Origin of the sequence: Sphingomonas sp. SUN019, assembly GCF_024758705.1 — a bacterium.
Taxonomy (GTDB): domain Bacteria; phylum Pseudomonadota; class Alphaproteobacteria; order Sphingomonadales; family Sphingomonadaceae; genus Sphingomonas.
Genome location: NZ_CP096971.1, coordinates 3,123,590 through 3,140,519 on the forward strand (window position 1 = coordinate 3,123,590; position 16,930 = coordinate 3,140,519).

General features: G+C 66.4%; 15 protein-coding genes and 1 pseudogene. 4 read left to right on the forward strand and 12 right to left on the reverse strand.

All coding sequences use genetic code 11. The annotated features are described in order from the left end of the window. Nucleotides 1-80: 80 nt before the first annotated feature. Genes M0208_RS15030 through gyrB form a run of 3 tightly spaced genes read right to left on the reverse strand, consistent with a single transcriptional unit; the run spans nucleotide 81 to nucleotide 4,363 of the window. On the reverse strand, nucleotides 81-1,124 hold the full coding sequence (locus M0208_RS15030) for a rod shape-determining protein (protein ID WP_258892483.1): 1,044 nt from the start codon (nucleotides 1,122-1,124) through the stop codon (nucleotides 81-83). A gap of 58 nt (nucleotides 1,125-1,182) precedes the next feature. Continuing rightward, the gene (locus tag M0208_RS15035; protein ID WP_258892484.1) at nucleotides 1,183-1,854 is read right to left on the reverse strand and encodes a spermidine synthase; all 672 of its coding nucleotides are present in this window, start codon (nucleotides 1,852-1,854) and stop codon (nucleotides 1,183-1,185) included. 10 nt (nucleotides 1,855-1,864) lie between these two features. After that, the gene (gyrB, locus tag M0208_RS15040; RefSeq protein WP_258892485.1) at nucleotides 1,865-4,363 is read right to left on the reverse strand and encodes a DNA topoisomerase (ATP-hydrolyzing) subunit B; all 2,499 of its coding nucleotides are present in this window, start codon (nucleotides 4,361-4,363) and stop codon (nucleotides 1,865-1,867) included. 329 nt (nucleotides 4,364-4,692) lie between these two features. On the opposite strand from gyrB, the pseudogene M0208_RS15045 reads away from it, so the two are divergent. Beyond that, nucleotides 4,693-4,998: pseudogene (locus M0208_RS15045) on the forward strand (endonuclease domain-containing protein). Here the strand turns inward: M0208_RS15045 and M0208_RS15050 are convergent. Genes M0208_RS15050 through M0208_RS15060 form a run of 3 tightly spaced genes read right to left on the reverse strand, consistent with a single transcriptional unit; the run spans nucleotide 4,999 to nucleotide 7,461 of the window. Continuing rightward, nucleotides 4,999-6,324 carry an MFS transporter gene (locus M0208_RS15050; RefSeq protein WP_258892486.1) on the reverse strand — a complete coding sequence of 442 codons (1,326 nt, stop codon included), beginning with the start codon at nucleotides 6,322-6,324 and terminating at the stop codon, nucleotides 4,999-5,001. A 46-nt stretch (nucleotides 6,325-6,370) separates the two neighbouring features. Continuing rightward, entirely contained in the window at nucleotides 6,371-6,829 is a 459-nt protein-coding gene (locus M0208_RS15055) for an invasion associated locus B family protein (protein WP_258892487.1), read from the reverse strand. Continuing rightward, nucleotides 6,826-7,461 (reverse strand): histidine phosphatase family protein, encoded by a 636-nt coding sequence (locus tag M0208_RS15060; protein ID WP_258892488.1) that lies wholly within the window; start codon nucleotides 7,459-7,461, stop codon nucleotides 6,826-6,828. Before M0208_RS15060 ends, M0208_RS15055 begins: the two co-directional genes overlap by 4 nt. Nucleotides 7,462-7,602: 141 nt before the next feature. Between M0208_RS15060 and M0208_RS15065 the strand changes: the two genes are divergently transcribed. Next, a complete protein-coding gene (locus M0208_RS15065; RefSeq protein WP_258892489.1) occupies nucleotides 7,603-8,256 on the forward strand; it encodes a porin family protein in 654 nt (217 codons plus the stop codon). Between the two features lie 173 nt (nucleotides 8,257-8,429). Here the strand turns inward: M0208_RS15065 and M0208_RS15070 are convergent, their stop codons facing one another. Genes M0208_RS15070 through M0208_RS15080 form a run of 3 tightly spaced genes read right to left on the reverse strand, consistent with a single transcriptional unit; the run spans nucleotide 8,430 to nucleotide 11,758 of the window. After that, a complete protein-coding gene (locus M0208_RS15070) occupies nucleotides 8,430-9,545 on the reverse strand; it encodes a zinc-binding dehydrogenase (RefSeq protein WP_258892490.1) in 1,116 nt (371 codons plus the stop codon). Between the two features lie 24 nt (nucleotides 9,546-9,569). After that, complete coding sequence (chrA, locus tag M0208_RS15075; protein ID WP_258892491.1) at nucleotides 9,570-10,961, reverse strand: chromate efflux transporter; 1,392 nt, start codon at nucleotides 10,959-10,961, stop codon at nucleotides 9,570-9,572. Beyond that, nucleotides 10,958-11,758, reverse strand: coding sequence for a chromate resistance protein ChrB domain-containing protein (locus tag M0208_RS15080; RefSeq protein ID WP_258892492.1), 801 nt, complete (start codon nucleotides 11,756-11,758; stop codon nucleotides 10,958-10,960). The genes chrA and M0208_RS15080 overlap by 4 nt, the downstream gene beginning before the upstream one ends. Before the next feature lie 394 nt (nucleotides 11,759-12,152). Here M0208_RS15080 and M0208_RS15085 point away from each other — a divergent pair, with 394 nt between their 5' ends. Further along, complete coding sequence (locus M0208_RS15085) at nucleotides 12,153-12,656, forward strand: MucR family transcriptional regulator (protein ID WP_258892493.1); 504 nt, start codon at nucleotides 12,153-12,155, stop codon at nucleotides 12,654-12,656. Between the two features lie 22 nt (nucleotides 12,657-12,678). Continuing rightward, nucleotides 12,679-13,518 carry an oxygenase MpaB family protein gene (locus M0208_RS15090; RefSeq protein WP_258893274.1) on the forward strand — a complete coding sequence of 280 codons (840 nt, stop codon included), beginning with the start codon at nucleotides 12,679-12,681 and terminating at the stop codon, nucleotides 13,516-13,518. Nucleotides 13,519-13,659: 141 nt separating this feature from the next. On the opposite strand, the gene M0208_RS15095 is transcribed toward M0208_RS15090, so the two are convergent. The 3 genes from M0208_RS15095 to M0208_RS15105 form a co-directional block, all read right to left on the reverse strand. After that, nucleotides 13,660-14,865, reverse strand: a complete 1,206-nt coding sequence (locus M0208_RS15095) for an acyl-CoA dehydrogenase family protein (protein ID WP_258892494.1) — start codon at nucleotides 14,863-14,865, stop codon at nucleotides 13,660-13,662. Nucleotides 14,866-14,875: 10 nt separating this feature from the next. Next, nucleotides 14,876-15,967: an acyl-CoA dehydrogenase family protein gene (locus tag M0208_RS15100; protein ID WP_258892495.1), complete on the reverse strand. Its 1,092-nt coding sequence runs from the start codon at nucleotides 15,965-15,967 to the stop codon at nucleotides 14,876-14,878. 112 nt (nucleotides 15,968-16,079) lie between these two features. Next, nucleotides 16,080-16,868, reverse strand: a complete 789-nt coding sequence (locus tag M0208_RS15105) for an SDR family NAD(P)-dependent oxidoreductase (protein ID WP_258892496.1) — start codon at nucleotides 16,866-16,868, stop codon at nucleotides 16,080-16,082. Nucleotides 16,869-16,930: the final 62 nt, after the last annotated feature.

Here is a 16,930-nt window from a genome sequence, read left to right on the forward strand (position 1 = left end):
GGCGCGCCGAAAGCGGCGCACAATCGTCTCAGGGATGCAAACCGCTTCGGCCGCTACAAGGTCCGTCCGACCGTCGAAAGTCATACGGTCGTCATCACGCCGTCATAGGCCGGGTCTTCCAGCGCGCGCCCGGCACCCAGCGCGACACACGCCAGCGCATTGTCGGCGACGATCACCGGCAGCCCGGTCGCCTCGGACAGGACGCGATCGATCCCCGCCAGCAACGATCCGCCGCCGGTCATCACGATCCCGTGTTCGCAGATGTCGGCGGCGAGCTCCGGCTCGGTCTTCTCCAATGCGGTCAGCACGGTTTCCACCACCTGTCCGACCAGATCGGCGAGCGAACCGGCGATGTCGGCTTGCGTGACCTCGATCTCGACCGGCACGCCGGCGCGCAGGTCGCGGCCTTTCACGCGCATGATGCCGCCGACCCCGTCGTCGGGGATATGCGCCATGCCCATCGCCAGCTTGATGCGTTCGGCGGTCGCTTCGCCGACCATCAGATTGTGCTTGCGGCGGATCATCGATGCGATTGCATCGTCCATCTTGTCGCCGCCGACGCGCGCGGAAGTGCTGTAGGCCAGCCCGCGCAGCGACAGGATCGCGACCTCGGTCGTGCCCCCGCCGATATCCACGATCATCGCGCCGACCGGCTCGGTCACCGGCAACCCGGCGCCGATCGCCGCGGCCATCGGCTCCTCGATCAGCGACACTTTTCGCGCGCCCGCGTTGGTCGCCGCCTGACGGATCGCGCGGCGTTCGACCGTCGTTGCGCCCGACGGCACGCAGATCGCGATCTCCGGGCGGCGCGGCAACCGGCTGCGGCCGCCATGCGCCTTGTCGATGAAGAACTTGATCATCTGCTCGGCGACGTCCAGGTCGGCGATGACGCCGTCGCGCATCGGGCGGATCGTCTCGATCCCGTCGGGGGTCTTGCCCATCATCAGCTTGGCTTCCGCGCCGATCGCACGGACGCGGGAAACGCCGTTGATCGTTTCGATCGCGACCACCGATGGTTCGTTCAGGACGATTCCCTGGTCGCGGAGATAGACGACCGTGTTCACGGTGCCGAGATCGATCGCCATGTCGCTCGATGGCCGGCTGAATAACTGGGAAAGGCGCATCGATTGTGGAGACCTGATCTTGGCGGGATGGCGTTCGTGAACTGAAGACGATCCTCGTTCAAGCGTTCCGGGCGAACCAGATGACGTGGCGCGGCCCCTTGCCGTTGCTGCGCGCGCGGACGACGACCTCTTCGGTATCGAAGCCGGTCTTGCGCAAGCGGTCGGCGAACGCCTTGTCGGGCGCGGCGGACCAGACCGCGAGGACACCGCCGGGCTTCAGCGCGCCGCGTGCAGCGGACAGCCCGCGCAACGAATAGAGGCGGTCGTTCTGGTCGCGGGTCAGGCCGTCCGGACCGTTGTCGACGTCGAGCAGGATCGCATCATAGTCGCCGCGCGCGGTGCCGATGCAGGCCGCGACGTCGTCCTGCACCAGCCGGACGCGCGGGTCGTCCAGACATCCGGCCATTTGCGTCGCCATCGGCCCGCGCGCCCAGGCGATGATCTCGGGCACCAGTTCGGCGACCGTCACCCGCGCATCCGCGCCGAGTTCGGCCAAGGCGGCGCGCAGCGTGAAGCCCATGCCGTAGCCGCCGATCAGCAGGTGCGGCGCGCCTTGACCCAGCCGCGCGCAGGTCATGGTGGCCAGCGCCTCTTCCGACCCGCTCATGCGGCTGTTCATCAGTTCGTTGCGGTCGAGCACGATCATGAAGTCGCCGCCGCGCCGGAACAGCCGCAATTCCTCGCCCGATTGCGGGACGCTGGCGGTTCCCAGCAATTCTCGCGGGGTCATCGCGTTGAACTCAGACGTCCAGGTTCGCCACGCTCAACGCATTTTCCTGGATGAATTCGCGGCGGGGTTCGACCACGTCGCCCATCAGGCGGGTGAAGATCTCGTCGGCCAGATCGGCCTGCGCGATCTCGACGCGGAGCATCGAGCGGGCCGAGGGGTCGAGCGTGGTTTCCCACAGCTGTTCAGCGTTCATCTCGCCCAGTCCCTTGTAGCGCTGGATCGACAGGCCTTTCCGGCCCGCGGCGAGGATCGCGTCGAGCAACTGCGAGGGGCGAGAGACGAGCGTTTCGCCCTTTCCGGCGACGGCCGCCGCGGCGGGAGCCTCGTCGGTTTCCTCGGCAGCCGCTTCGGCCTCGGCCTCCGCCGCAGCGACCGCCTTCGACGAGACGAGCTTCGACGGGAGGAGGTAGCTCTCGGACTGCTCGGTGGCCAGGCCGTGCAACTTGCGCGCCTCTGCGGACAGCAGGAACGCGGCTTCGACGACGTGATGGTCGGTGACCCCACGCCACCAGCGTTCGAAATGATAGCCGCCGTCCTCGCTCACCTGCGCCGACCAGCGTGCATCGGCGTCCGCCGCGTCGAGCCGGGTCACGGCGCTGGTCAGGCGCTCGGCGCGATCTTCGCGCGACGAAACGGGATCAAGCCCGCCGCCCAACGCCAACGCCTCGACGATCATCGGATCGTAGCGCCGCGGGACGTAGCGCATCAGCGTCCGCATCCGCCGTGCGTGTTCGACCAGATCGCGCAGGTCCGCGCCTGAGCGCGACCCGCCCTGCGTTTCCAGCACCGTGCCCGCGACCCCGCCGACGATCAGATATTCGTCGAGCGCGTTGTCGTCCTTTAAATACACTTCGGAGCGGTTCTTGGTCGCCTTGTACAGCGGTGGCTGCGCGATGAAGAGGTGCCCGTTTTCGATGATCTCGGGCATCTGGCGGTAGAAGAACGTCAACAGCAAGGTGCGGATGTGTGCGCCGTCGACGTCGGCGTCGGTCATGATGACGATCTTGTGGTAGCGCAGCTTTTCGAGCTTGAAATCGTCGCGGCCGATGCCGGTGCCCATCGCCTGGATCAGCGTGCCGATCTCGCGGCTGCCCAGCATCCGGTCGAAGCGCGCGCGTTCGACGTTCAGAATTTTCCCGCGCAACGGCAGGATCGCCTGGAAATGCCGGTCGCGGCCTTGCTTCGCCGAACCGCCGGCCGAATCGCCCTCGACCAGGAAAAGCTCGGATTTGGCCGGGTCTTTCTCCTGACAATCAGCGAGCTTGCCGGGCAGCGAGGCGATACCCATCACCGATTTGCGCGACGCCTCGCGCGCCTTCTTGGCGGCTTCGCGCGCGGCGGCGGCGTCGATCACCTTCTGGATGATCTGGCGCGCGTTCTGCGGGTTTTCCTCAAGCCAGTCGGCCATCTTGTCGGCGAGCAGGGATTCGAGCGGCTGGCGGACCTCGGACGAAACCAGCTTGTCCTTGGTCTGCGAACTGAACTTCGGATCGGGCAGCTTGACCGAGACGATCGCGGTCAGGCCCTCGCGCATGTCGTCGCCGGTCAGCGCGATCTTTTCCTTCTTCAGGATGCCCGATTTCTCGGCGTAATTGTTGAGCGTGCGGGTCAGCGCCGAGCGGAACGCGGCGAGATGCGTGCCGCCGTCACGCTGCGGGATGTTGTTGGTGAAGCACAGGACGTTTTCGTAATAGGAATCATTCCATTCCAGCGCGACGTCGATGCCGATATCGTCACGCTGCCCGGTGATCGCGATCGGTTCGGGGAACAGCGGCGCCTTGGTGCGATCGAGATATTTCACGAACGCGGCGATCCCGCCTTCGTAGAACAATTCGACCGTCTTCGATTCCTCGTGCCGCGCGTCGGTCAGGAACAGGCGCACGCCCGAATTGAGGAAGGCGAGCTCGCGGTAGCGGTGCTCCAGCTTCTCGAAATCGAATTCGACGATCTTGAACGTGGCGGGGCTGGGGAGGAAGGTGACCTTCGTCCCCTTGCGGCCATCCGCAGTGCCGGTGACCTTCAGCGGCGCGACCGCATCGCCAAACGCGAAGCGCATCTGGTTTTCCTCGCCGTCGCGCCAGATCGTCAGCTCCAGCCATTCGCTGAGCGCGTTGACCACGGACACGCCGACGCCGTGCAGTCCGCCCGACACCTTGTACGCATTGTCGTCGTTGGTGTTGTCGAACTTACCGCCCGCGTGGAGCTGGGTCATGATGACCTCGGCTGCCGAGACGCCTTCCTCGGCGTGGATGCCGGTCGGGATACCGCGGCCGTTGTCGGTGACGCTGACAGAGCCGTCAGCGTTCAGGACGATATCGATCCGGTCGCAATGCCCGGCGAGCGCTTCGTCGATCGCATTGTCGCTGACCTCGAACACCATGTGGTGGAGGCCGGAACCGTCGTCGGTATCGCCGATATACATGCCGGGGCGTTTGCGGACCGCGTCGAGGCCCTTCAGCACCTTGATCGAGGAGGCGCCGTAATCGTTCGCATTCTGGGGTTCTGCCATGCCCAGCATATAGGGTCGGTGGTCCCGAAACGGAAGCGAAATGGCGTTGGCGCGCGGGGAGGGAGGGCCGCGAATGTTGTCAATGTTGAGACGCTGGCGCTGTTTTCTCAACTTTGACGTTCTGGGGCGGGGAGGGGGCAGGGTGCTCGGCGATTGTGCGCGGCGCGGCATGGGGGAGAGTGTAGCGGAACACGGGGTTGTAGGACAGCTCTCAATCCTCCCCTGGAAGGGGAGGGGGACCATTGCGAAGCAATGGTGGAGGGGTAGGGTGCCGCATGCTCCACGGTCCGAAACGAACCCAACGCTTCGCCGCGAAGCTCCGACGGGAAATGAGCCTGCCCGAAGTATTGTTGTGGCAGGAATTGCGAAAGCGGCCGGGTGGGCTGAAGTTTCGGCACCAGCATCCCGCGGGCGACTATACGCTTGATTTCTTTTGCGTCCGGCGGCGCCTGGTCGTCGAGGTCGATGGTGCGGATCATGAGCGTGGCGATTGACCGGCGCGCGACGCGGCGAGAGATGGCTGGTTAATCTCGCAGGGTGTCAGGGTGCTGCGAATACCGGCAGTGGATGTGTTGCGCGATTTGGATGCTGTGGTGACCTATATCGTCAACACTGCCGTCAACCTTCGCGGATAGCTACCCCTCCACCACCGCCTTCGGCGGCGGTCCCCCTCCCCCCCCTCCGGGGGAGGATTGTGCTGGTTCCGCATCTGCCGCCGCCTTTCCCTTAGGCAACGGCCTGTCCCCAAGGCTGAGGAACGACACCGCCGCCAGCACCAGAGCGCCCGCCGCCAGAGCCAGCGCGAGCGCGTAGTTGCCGAAGGCGTCGTGCAAGCGGCCCATGCCGACGATGCCGGTGGCGGTGCCCGCGAGAGAGAGCATCAGGAACGTGCCGTACACCTCTCCGTACGCGCGCAAGCCGAACAGGCGCGCGGCGAGATACGGGAGCAGGTCATGCTCCGCGCCGTTCATCAGCCCTGCGAAGAAGACCAGCGTCATCAGCAGGACGAAGCCGGGGGTTTCGAGTTGCAGCGCCACGAACGCCGCGGCGGAGACGATCGCGAACAGCGCCGCCATCGTCTGCGCGCGGAAATGGTCGATCAATATGCCCATCAGCAACCGCCCGACGATCTGCGACGCGCCGAACGCTGCCAGCAGCAAGGCGGCTTGTGCTGGCGCGAGGCCGCGGTCGAGGCCGAAGGGGACGAGCTGCGTGACGAGGCCGACGGTGGCGATGTTGACCATCGCCGCACATAGCCCGAGCCGCCAGAAGCGGCCGTCGCGGCGCGCCTCCGCCCCGGTCAGGCCCTCGACCGGCACGTGCGCCGCCGCGCTGTCGGGATCGGGACGGGTCGGGCCGGTGGGGACGCGACGGATCGCGGTCAGGACGAGCGGGAGCGCGATTCCGACGACCAATATCCCCAGCGCCACGAATCCGCCGCGCCATCCGTAAGCGGCGATGACCAGCGCGACGATCGGCGGCAGCGCTAGCGTGCTGATTGATAGGCCCGAGGTCGCGATGCCGAGCGCGAAGCCGCGCGCGACGACGAAGCGGTTGGCGATCAGTTTGCCGTACACGAGCGCGCTGGTGCCGGGGACCGACAGAGCAAGGCACAGGACCAGCGCCTGATAGTGCAGCAACACTCCCTTCATGTTCGCGAAGCCGAGATACGCCGCGCCGAGCAGCAGCATCGCGGTTATGATCACGGGACGGATGCCGATCCGGTCGGCGAGGCGGCCGAGGAACGGTGCGACGAGTCCGCCCGCGAGGCCGAGCCCCGCCGCGGTCGCGATCTGTCCGCGGGTCCAGCCGAATTCGGTCATCATGCCGGGCGTAAACAGGCTCGACAAATTCTGGAACAGTCCCGGCCCGGTGCCGATCCCCAGCATCGCCGCGGCGACCAGCGGCCACCCGCGACGCCATTCGTCGGTGCGACCCGGCGGCGTCGTTGTTCTCTCCATTGGCGGGAGGCTAACGCGCCGCGCCGGGGCGTCCAGTTTTAATTCGCTACCGGGCGCATCCCAGCGCCGCGGCGTCGATGGCGGTCGCCGCGCCGGTCAGCGCGTAGGTGTCGGCGAACGGGCGGCCGTTTACGGCGACGGTGGAGACGCTCATGCTGCGCGCGCCGCGCATGGCGGCGACGACTGCGCGGTCGGTGGCGGCGTCGGCGGCCCAGGCGGCGGTGGCGCTGGCCGAAAGCGTGAAGCGGCGTTCGCCGATCGCCAGCGTGACGGGCGCGTTCGAGCCGCGCGGGGTGCTGAGGCGGATGAAGACTGCGGCGCGGCGGTCGCGGCCGAAGCGGCTGGCGATGCTGGCGAAGGGGCGGGCCCGGTTCGCGGCCCCTGCGCGGATGGGGGCGGCGATGGCGTAGCACCGGCTGCCGTCGCGGAATGCGCCCCAGCTATGGTAGATGCCGATCGCGGTGCGGGCGTCGGCGGCCGCAAGGAGTGCAGCCAGGAGGATCAAGCTGGGGCGTAGCCTGTACCGCGGTGGACCATTGTTTCCGCGCCGCGTTCGATCATCGTGACGGTGCCCTGCGGATGGCCGTCGAGCACAGGCGCGCCGTACGCGTTGATGGCGGCGCCAGTCATCACGCCGCGCATCACCCGGCTGGAGATGCCGTGCATGATGACCAGACGGTCACCGTTGTCGTCCGCGGTGTCGGCGAGCCAGCTAGACACGCGCGCCGCGATCGCATCATATTGCTCTCCGTCGGGGGCGGGTTTCAGCAGCCCGCGTTCGTCAATCACCGGGCCGACTTCGCCCACGACATCGGAATAATAGCGTCCACCCCAGCTACCCATGCCGATCTCCATCAGCCGGTCGTCGGTGCGGGCGTCGTGCCAGTCGAGTTCGAGATGTTCGGCGACGATCGCCAGCGTCTGGAGCGCGCGACCGGCGGACGAGGACCACAATGTCAGCTTAGGCTTCGCGCCGAGATGATCGCGCAATGCCCGCCCCATCTCGTCCGCCTGGGCGAAACCGGCGCGGGTCAGGGGCGTGTGCGGGTGGTCGCCCTGCAGCCGCCGCGCGGCGTTGAAGACGGTCTCGCCATGCCGCGCGACGAAGTCCCGCCCGCTTCTTGCTCTTGGGTTCATGGGCTCGCGCTTTCAACCGCCTGTGGCGCAAAAGCAACGGATTTCCTTGTTTATCCGGGGTTCATGCAACCTGCGGCGCGACCGTCCATTGGGCGGGTCCACCCCAAGGTTTTTCGGGGTGAAGACAAAATGGAGTCGCACATGCGTAAGATCATTCTCGCCACCGCCACCGCCGCAATCGGCCTGAGCGCCGCCCCCGCCTTTGCGCAGGACGGCCCGTTTACCGGACCACGCGCGGGCGTTCTGCTCGGCTATGACGGCATCCGTCCCGGCAGCACCGAGGATTCGGACATCGCCGGGGACGACCAGACCGCGAACGGCCTGATGTACGGCGGCGATATCGGCTACGACATCGCGCTGAACAATGTCGTCGTCGGGATCGAGGGCGAGGTCAGCGGTTCGACCGGCAAGGTTCGCAATGACCCGGTGGACCCCAACGATTTCGGCTATGGCCGCGTGAAGGCGGGGCGCGACCTGTACATCGGCGGACGCCTCGGCGTGCTCGCGTCGCCGACGACTTTGGTCTACGGCAAAGTCGGTTACACCAACGCGCGGCTCGACCTGACGGCCGATGACGGCACGACCGAAACCGGCCGCGAATTCACGCTGGACGGCTTCCGCGTCGGTGCGGGCGTGGAGAAGCAGCTTAGCGAAAAGACCTATGCCAAGGTTGAGTATCGCTATTCGAACTATGGCGATGCGCGGCTGCAATTTGTGAACGGGCAGAACACCGACAATTTCTCGGTCGATACCGATCGTCATCAGGTCGTCGCGGGCGTCGGTTTCCGCTTCTGATCTGAGGGTGCGCGTCCCGCCGTGGTGGCGGGACGCGCATCGGTCAAACTGGAGCAAACCCGGATCGTCTTTGCGAGGAGCGTAGCGACGAAGCAATCTAGGATGGTGCGCGGAACCCTGGATTGCTTCGCTGCGCTCGCAACGACGATGCGTCGGGCTTGATGCCGCCTTGTCTACCGAGTCGGGTCAATCAGGTATTTCTCGCCTGTCGCCTTCTTCTGATACGCCAGCAGCACGTCCGGATTCAGCGCTTCGGCGAGGCCGATCGTCGCGGTGTAGTTGCTGGCGAAGGTGGTGGTCAGTTCGTCCGCTACGCGCTGCCGCATCCGGGCGGCGATTTCCGGGCCGGCCTTTTGCAGGAACGGGAACAGCAGCCAGCCGCTGAGCGACCATGAGAAGCCGAAGCCGCGATCGAGGACGGTCGGGCCGGTGTCCAGCCCGCCGTAGATATAGACCTGTTTGAACGTGGTAGAACCGTAGCGGCTGTATTCGCCGGGGTTGCGGCTGGCCGCGGCCTCCATCGCGTTCAGGATCTGGCTGGCGAGTTTCCCGCCGCCGGTTGCGTCGAAGCCGAGGGTAGCGCCGGTGTCGGCGATCGCGTCGGTCAGGCGCTCGCGGTAATCGGGCGCGGTTGAATCGACGATGTGCGTCGCGCCGCAGCCGCGCAGGATCTCGGCCTGCGCCTCCGAGCGCACGATGTTGACCAAGGGAATGCCGTCCTTGACGCAGATACGCTGGAGCATCTGGCCGAGGTTCGACGCGGCGGCGGTGTGGACCAGCGCCTTGTGCCCCTCAAGCTTCATCGTTTCGGTGAAGCCCAGCGCGGTCAGCGGGTTGACGAACATCGATGCGCCGTCGGCCGCCGTCGCGCCGTCGGGCAGCGCGATCACCTCGCGCGCGCGGATGCGACGGTACTCAGCGTACATCGCGCCGCCGATCATGCCGACCTTCTTGCCGATCAGATGCTGCGCGTCGGGGCCGGCCTCGACGACCGTGCCCGCCCCTTCGTTGCCGACCGCCATCGACTGATCGAGACGGCCCTTGACCATGCCGAGGCGCTTTTCGGGCACTTGCGCGGTCAACACGGGACGGTCGGGCGTGCCGGAAGCCTTGAGCGTTTCGAGATCGGCGGGGCCGAGCAAAAGGCCGAGATCGGACGGATTGATCGGCGCGGCTTCGATCCGGACGACGACTTCGTCCGCGGCAGGCGCGCCGACGTCGACCTCGGTAAGTTCCAGCCGCAACTCGCCTGCCGACGTCACCGTCGATCGTAGTTCCAGTCCGTTCATCTTCTGTCTCCTGTCGCGACCGCGCTAGCCGACGAACCCGGCCAAGTGAAGCGCGATACCCGCCGCGGCGGCGCTGGCGAGCGTCACCATCACGCCCGCATTGAAGCGGAACATCGCGACGATCGCGGCGACCGACAGCGCCAGCGCCCAAGGATCGACGCTGGTCGGCACGGGCAAGGTCACGTCGAACGGGCCGGTGGTCACGTCGAAGGTCTGGCGGAACAAGGTATGGACCGCGAACCAGATCGCGAGGTTCAGGACGACGCCGACGACTGCGGCGGTGATCGCGGACAATGCGCCAGCCAACGCCGCATTGCCGCGCAACCGCTCGATGAACGGCGCGCCGAGGAAGATCCACAGAAAGCACGGCACGAACGTCACCCAGGTCGCGAGCAAGCCGCCGAGCGTTCCGGCGACCAGCGGATTGAGCATTCCGGGGTCGCGATACGCGCCGAGGAAGGCGACGAACTGCAGCACCATCACTAGCGGCCCCGGCGTCGTTTCCGCCATGCCGAGCCCGTCGAGCATCTCGCGCGCGGTTAGCCAATGGTAACTTTCGACCGCCTGCTGCGCGACATAGGCGAGGACCGCATAGGCCCCGCCGAAGGTGACCATCGCGAGGCCGGAGAAGAACGTCGCGATGCGGCTGAAGATATCGTTTGGGCCGAGCATTAACAGCAGCGCTGCGACGGGAAGCAGCCATAGCGCGAGCCACAGGAGCGCTGTGCGGAGCGTCTCTGTGCGAGTCGGGCGGGAGTGCGCGGGTAGTTCCTCGCCCAGCACAGTGTCTGCGTCGTCGACGATCGCGCCGCCGGCGCTACCGTGGCCGCCGCCCGCCTTGAACGCCGTATTGCCGCTGCGTGCGCCGAGCCAGCCGATGAGGCCTGCGCCCAAGACGATCGCAGGGAACGGCACGCCGAATACGAAGATCAGGACGAACGCCGCGAGCGCCAATGCGCGCATAACGCTGTTTTTCAGCGCGCGCTTGCCGATCCGCGTCACTGCTTGAAGAACTACCGCGAGCACCGCGGCCTTCAACCCGAAGAACAGCCCCTCGACCACACCGACGCGGCCGTAGAGGACGTAGATCCAGCTGAGCGCCATGATCGATACGACGCCGGGCAGCACGAAAAGCACGCCCGCGATGATCCCGCCCCAGGTGCGGTGCATCAGCCAGCCGATATAAGTGGCGAGTTGCTGCGCCTCCGGCCCCGGCAGGATCATGCAGTAATTGAGCGCGTGTAGGAAACGGTGTTCGCCGATCCAGCGCTGCTCCTCGACCAGGATGCGGTGCATCACCGCGATCTGCCCGGCGGGGCCGCCGAATGACAGCAACGCGATGCGCAGCCACACCCGCACCGCAGCGCCGAACGGAATCGCGGCAGGACGGGCGGAGGGGAAGGTCGCCGCGGTCATGCCTTTGCCCCGCGCGGCTGGTGCTGGGTCCAATCGTGGGTCTCGTCACGGGCGTCGCGCGCCCAGCGATAGAATGCGTCGTACAGCGTCATCCCCGCGTCGAGCTGCGCATGATCGTCGGCATACATCCGCGACAGGCCGAGCGAGGCGGCGAGCAGGCCCGCTGCTTCGGGCACGATATCGAGTCGCGCGGTGTCCGCGCCGCGGACGATCGTGGCCACGTGAGCGAGCGGCGCGATCCCCGACAGGCCGAGTTCGTCGACCATCACGTCGAACGTGCACAGTTCGCCGCGATGGCTCCACAGCATTCCATCACCCGCGATGTCGAACGGCGCTGCGCCGGTCGCGGCGGCGACGCCGGGCACATCGCCGGGGGTCACGAACAGGAAGATCGCATGAGGATCGACGAAGCGGCGGATCAGCCATGGGCACGCGATGCGATCGACCTTCGGCCGTGCGCGCGTGACCCACAATGTCCGGCCCTGTGCGTCGCGCGGCGGGAGTTTGTTTTCCGGAACAAGCGGCAGTCCGGCGGCGCGCCAGGCGGCGAACCCGCCCTCCAGCACCTCAGCTGCGACGCCGTCGTGCCGCAGTCGCGCGGCGGCGGCGTGCGCCTCCGCGCCGCCATCGGCATCGATGATCACCGCGGTCTGTCCGACGGCGGTAGCCGAATCGAACGGCGTAGAACCCGGTATCCGGGTGGCGGCGTCAGCCCGCAGATCCATCAGCCGCGGGGTGGTGGGCAGGCCGATCAGGCGGGCGAGGCGATCGGCGGCGATGGCGTGCAATTGCGGCATAGGGCGTCCTGTTCGATCAACGCGGACGCGATGCTTCGGCCTGTCGCCTCATGGGGAGATCGCGATCCCCATGATCGCGAATCAAGCGCTTCGACGCCACAGAGTCAAGTCGGGGCGATACTATGTGCCGAATTGGCGATAGAGCGAGTTGGCGTCAGGATACCGCAGTGCCGGCCGACGGCAATATGTTTGTTTGATCACGGAACAGCGGCTTATTATATATGCTTATCGTTCAATTTACTGAAAACTTTACGGTGTCGGTGGCGACGAACACCATCTCAAAATACTTGCGCTAATCGATTACGGCGTTTCGGCGAAGAAGGTCGACAATCCGACTATTGACCCAAGCGGCTGCATTGTTAAGTGGATCGCTCTTTACAACGGAGCGTCGCAAATGCCCGAAGACATGATTGACACCAACACCGTCGAACTCGCCACCGAATTGACCATCGCATGGCTTTCCAATCCGAACACGCGTGCGTCCGGCGAAGACGTGCCGGCGTTCCTGCAGCAGATGCACGAGGCGGTGTCGAAGCTGTCGGGCGTGGTGCAGTCCGAAACGGTCGTCGAATCGGCAAGCGATTTCACGCCCGCAGTATCGGTGCGCAAATCGCTGGCGTCGAAAGATCACATCATCTCGCTGATCGACGGCAAGCCGTACAAGACCTTGCGCCGTCACCTGACGGGACAGGGGCTGACCCCGGCCGAATATCGCCAGCGTTATGGCCTGAAGGCCGATTATCCGATGGTCGCCGAAACCTATTCGGAAGCGCGCCGCGCGATGGCCAAGAAGATCGGCCTTGGCCGCAAGCCCGGCATGAAGCGCAAGAGCGCGAGCGATTCGGCCCCCGCCGCTGCGTCGAAGGGCCGTCGCAAGGCGCCCGCTCCGGCCGAGTGACGATTGAGGCGGCCGGGTGGTGATGCCCGGCCGCAATTTCGAACAATTGCGCTCAACGATCGGCGGACGCGTGCGCGCGCTGGTCGGGTCAGGGCAGGTCGATCTGGCGCGTGCGCCGGGCGACGATGGTCTGTTCGGGCCGAGATCGGTGTCGTGGCGGGTCCACGGCGATTTTTCGTCGATGATGATCGGCGGAGTCTCCGCGCTGTTGCTGCAGATGCTGCACCCGCTGGCGTTGGCGGGCGTGTGGGACCACAGCGATTTCCGCCGCGATCGGCTGGGGCGGTTGCGGCGGACCGCGCAATTCATCGCGCTCACCACCTTTGGCGGCACCGCGTGTGCGGGCGAGGCGATCGACAAGGTGCGGCGCATCCATGACCGCGTGTCGGGCGTGCTGCCCGATGGGGCGACGTATGACGCGAACGACCCGGCCCTGTTGACGTGGGTCCATGTGGCGGAGGTCGACAGTTTCTTGCGCGCGTATCTGCGCTACCGCGATCCCGCACTGACCGGCGCGGAGCATGACCGCTACCTGGCCGAAACCGCGACTATCGCGCGGGCGCTGGGTGCGACGGACGTGCCGGAAACGCGGCGCGCGATCGGGGAATATTATGCGGCGGTGCGGCCCGACCTGCGCTTCAACGACCGCACGCGTGAAGTGGCGAGCGCGTTGCTCGCGCCGGGCGATGACGCAGCGACCAACGGCGCGATGGCGCTGGTGACGCAGGCCGCGATCGATCTGTTGCCGCCGTGGGCGCAGGCGCTGCACGGTCGCAGCGTGCCCGCGTTCGGGCGGCCCGCGGTGCGTTTCGGCGCGCGGGGGATGAGCAACGTGCTGCGCTGGGCGCTGGCGCGGAAGTGAAATGATCCTCCCCTGCAAGGGGAGGTGGCGCGCAGCGCCGGAGGGGTGTCACCCGCTGATGCGACGGACGTCGATCGCAACGTTGACACCCCTCCGTCAGTCCTTCGGACTGCCACCTCCCCTTGCAGGGGAGGATTTTTTCTACCGCCCGACCGGCAGATCCTTGAACGCATCATCCTTGTCGACACGGATTTCGCCGGGGAGGCCGAGCACGCGTTCGGCGATGATGTTCTTCAGGATTTCGTCGGTACCGCCTGCGATGCGCAGGCCGGGCGCGTTCATCACCGCGGACTGGAACAGGCCCTTCAGCGGCAGCAGCGCGGGATCGTTGATGATGCCGTATTGGTCCTCCGCCTCGACCGCGGCGTTGCCGATGTCCTGAAGCTGGTTGGCCGCGATGATCTTGCCGATCGAGCTTTCCGGTCCCGGCGTCTGGCCGCGGGACAGCGCGGTCATCGTGCGCATCCGCGTGTTGCGCAGCCCTTCGGTCTGGACGTGCCAGTCGGCGAGGCGCTGGCGGAACGCGCTGTCCTTGATCAGCGGGCCGTCCGCGCCGTCGAGTTCGCGCGCGGCGCGCAAGATGTCCGCCGGACCAGCACCGCCGCCGCCGCCGATCGCGAGCCGTTCGTTCATCAGCGTGACGAGCGCGACCTTCCATCCGGAATCCACATCGCCGAGCCGCTGGCTGTCGGGAATGCGGACGTCGGTGAAATAGACTTCGTTGAAGTTGGAGCCGCCCGACATCTGATGGATCGGGCGTATCTCGATGCCGGGTGAGCGAAGGTCGAGCCAGAACATCGTCAGGCCCTTGTGCTTGGGCACGTCGGGGTTGGTGCGGACCAGGACGATGCCGAAGTCGCTATAGTGCGCGCCCGAGGTCCAGACCTTCTGGCCGTTCACAACCCAATCATCGCCGTCACGGATAGCGCGGGTGCGGATCGCGGCGACGTCCGAACCGCCGGCGGGTTCGGAGAACAATTGCGACCAGATTTCCTCGCCGCGCAGCGCGGGGCCGACGAAGCGTTGCTTGGTGTCGTCGTTCGCGAACGCCATGACGGTCGGCACGCACATGCCGAGGCCGATCGAGAAGTACCCGTACTGAACCGGGTGCTTCGCTTCCTCCTGCCCGAAGATCACGCCTTCGATCGGTGTACCGCCACCACCGCCCCATTCCTTCGGCCAGGTGATCTGCGCGTAGCCCGCGGCGGCTTTGCGGGCCTGCCAGCTGCGTGCGGCGGCCATATCGTCGGCGTGGGACGGCGCCTTGTGTTCGGCGACGTTGGTGGCGAGCCAGTCGCGCGCCGTGGCGCGGTAGGCGGCTTCGTGCGGGGAATCCTCGAAATCCATGTCCGTCCTTTCAAGCCGCGTTGCGCGTTTCGAGCTGGCTGACCAGCCGTTCGCGCCAGGTGGCGGGAGCGCCCGCGACAAGCGAGAGCTGACGCGAGCGGCGGTAATAGAGCTGCGGGTCAGCCTCCCACGTGAAGCCGATGCCGCCGTGGGTCTGGATGTTCTCCTTTGACGCGAACCAGAAGGCGTCGGAGGCGGCGACGCGCGCGGTGGCGGCGGCGAGCGGGAGTTCGGCCGCGCCGACGTTCAGCGCCCACGCGCCGTAATAAGCGTTGGAGCGGGCGATTTCGTTCTTCACGTAGATGTCGGCCAGCTTGTGCTTGATCGCCTGATAGCCCGCGATCTGGCGGCCGAAGGCGTAGCGCGAGAGGGCGTATTCCTTGGCCATTTCCAAGCATTTGTCCGCGCCGCCGAGCTGTTCGAAGGCGAGCAGGACGGCGGCGCGGTCGAACACCGTCTGCATCGCGGTCAGGCCGTCCTCATCCCCGAGGCGTTCGGCGTGGATGTTTTCGAAGGTGACGCGTGCGGCGGGTCGTGTCGGGTCCAGCGTGGTGAGGACTTCCGAGTTCACCGGGCCTTCGACCAGGTACAGCCCCTCCTTGGCGAGCACGATCAGAAGGTTGCCGATGTTGCCATCCGTGACGGGGATCTTTGCGCCGGTGATGCGGTTGTTGACGACCGTGGTCTTCAACGTACGCGCGGTGACCGGGCCTTTGCCCTCCGATGTGGCGAAGGCGCCGATCACTTCGCCTGCCGCGATCTTCGGCAGCCATTTCGATTTCTGGTCGGGCGAGCCGTAGAGGAGCAGCGCTTCGGCGACGAAATAGACGGTCGAGGCGAACGGGATCGGGGCGCAGGCGCGGCCGAGTTCCTCGGCGATCGCGCACAGTTCGATATGACCGAGCCCGAGCCCGCCATATTCCTCGGGGATCGCCGCGCCGAGCCAGCCCTGTTCGGCGACGCTCTTCCACAACGCCTCGTCATAATGTTTGGCGTCGTCGTCGAGGACTGACCGCACGACCTTCGCATCGCACCGCGCGGCGAGGAATTTGCGGGCCTCGTCCTTCAGCATCTTCTGGTCGTCGGAATAATCGAAGTTCATGTGTCTCTCCCTCTCCCCGCTTGCGGGGAGAGGGTCGGGGAGAGGGGCCTGTCCGACGCCCTGTCCACTGCCCCTCTCCCCTACCCTCTCCCCGGAGGGAAGAGGGAGTTTGTTATCGCGGCTGCATCCGGATCGCGCCATCGAGGCGGACGTCTTCGCCGTTGAAATAGCCGTTGCGGATCATCTCCAGCGCGAGCTTCGCATATTCCTCCGCCTGTCCGAGCCGCTTCGGGAACGGCACCATCGCGCCCAGCGCCGCCTTCACCTGCGGTTTCATCTTCACCAGCAGCGGTGTCTCGAACACGCCCGGCAGGATGGTGTTGCAGCGGATGCCCTCGCCCGACAGGTCGCGTGCGACGTTCAGCGTCATGCCGACGATGCCCGCCTTTGCCGAGGTATAGGCGACCTGGCCGATCTGGCCGTCCTCGGCGGCGACGGATGCGGTGTTGACGATCGCGCCGCGGTCGCCGTCTTCGGTCGGGTCCAGAGTCATCATCCCCGCCGCGCTGCCGACGATGCAGCGGAAGGTGCCGATCAGGTTCAGTTCGATCGTCTTGACGTAATTTTCGATCGGATAGGGTTTGATCGCGCCGTCTTCCTTCGATCGTGCGACGGTCTTGTTCGGGCCGCCGAACCCGCCGCCCGCGCAATTGACGATCACGCGTTCCTGTCCGTTCGTCGCCCGTGCCGCGGCGAAGCCTGCGTCGACCGAGGCCTGATCCATCACATCGACGTTCACGAACAGCGCGCCGATCGCCGCGGCGGCGTCGGGGCCGATCTCCGCATTCTTGTCGAACAGCGCGACCTTCACGCCCGCCGCGCGCAGCGCGGTGGCGGTGGCGTAGCCGAGGCCCGAAGCCCCGCCGGTCACGATCGCCGATATGTCCGGACCCAGTTTCACGCGTCTCTCCCGATCCGCCGCCATTACAGCCGTGCGGTTGCGGGATAACATTAGTTATGTAG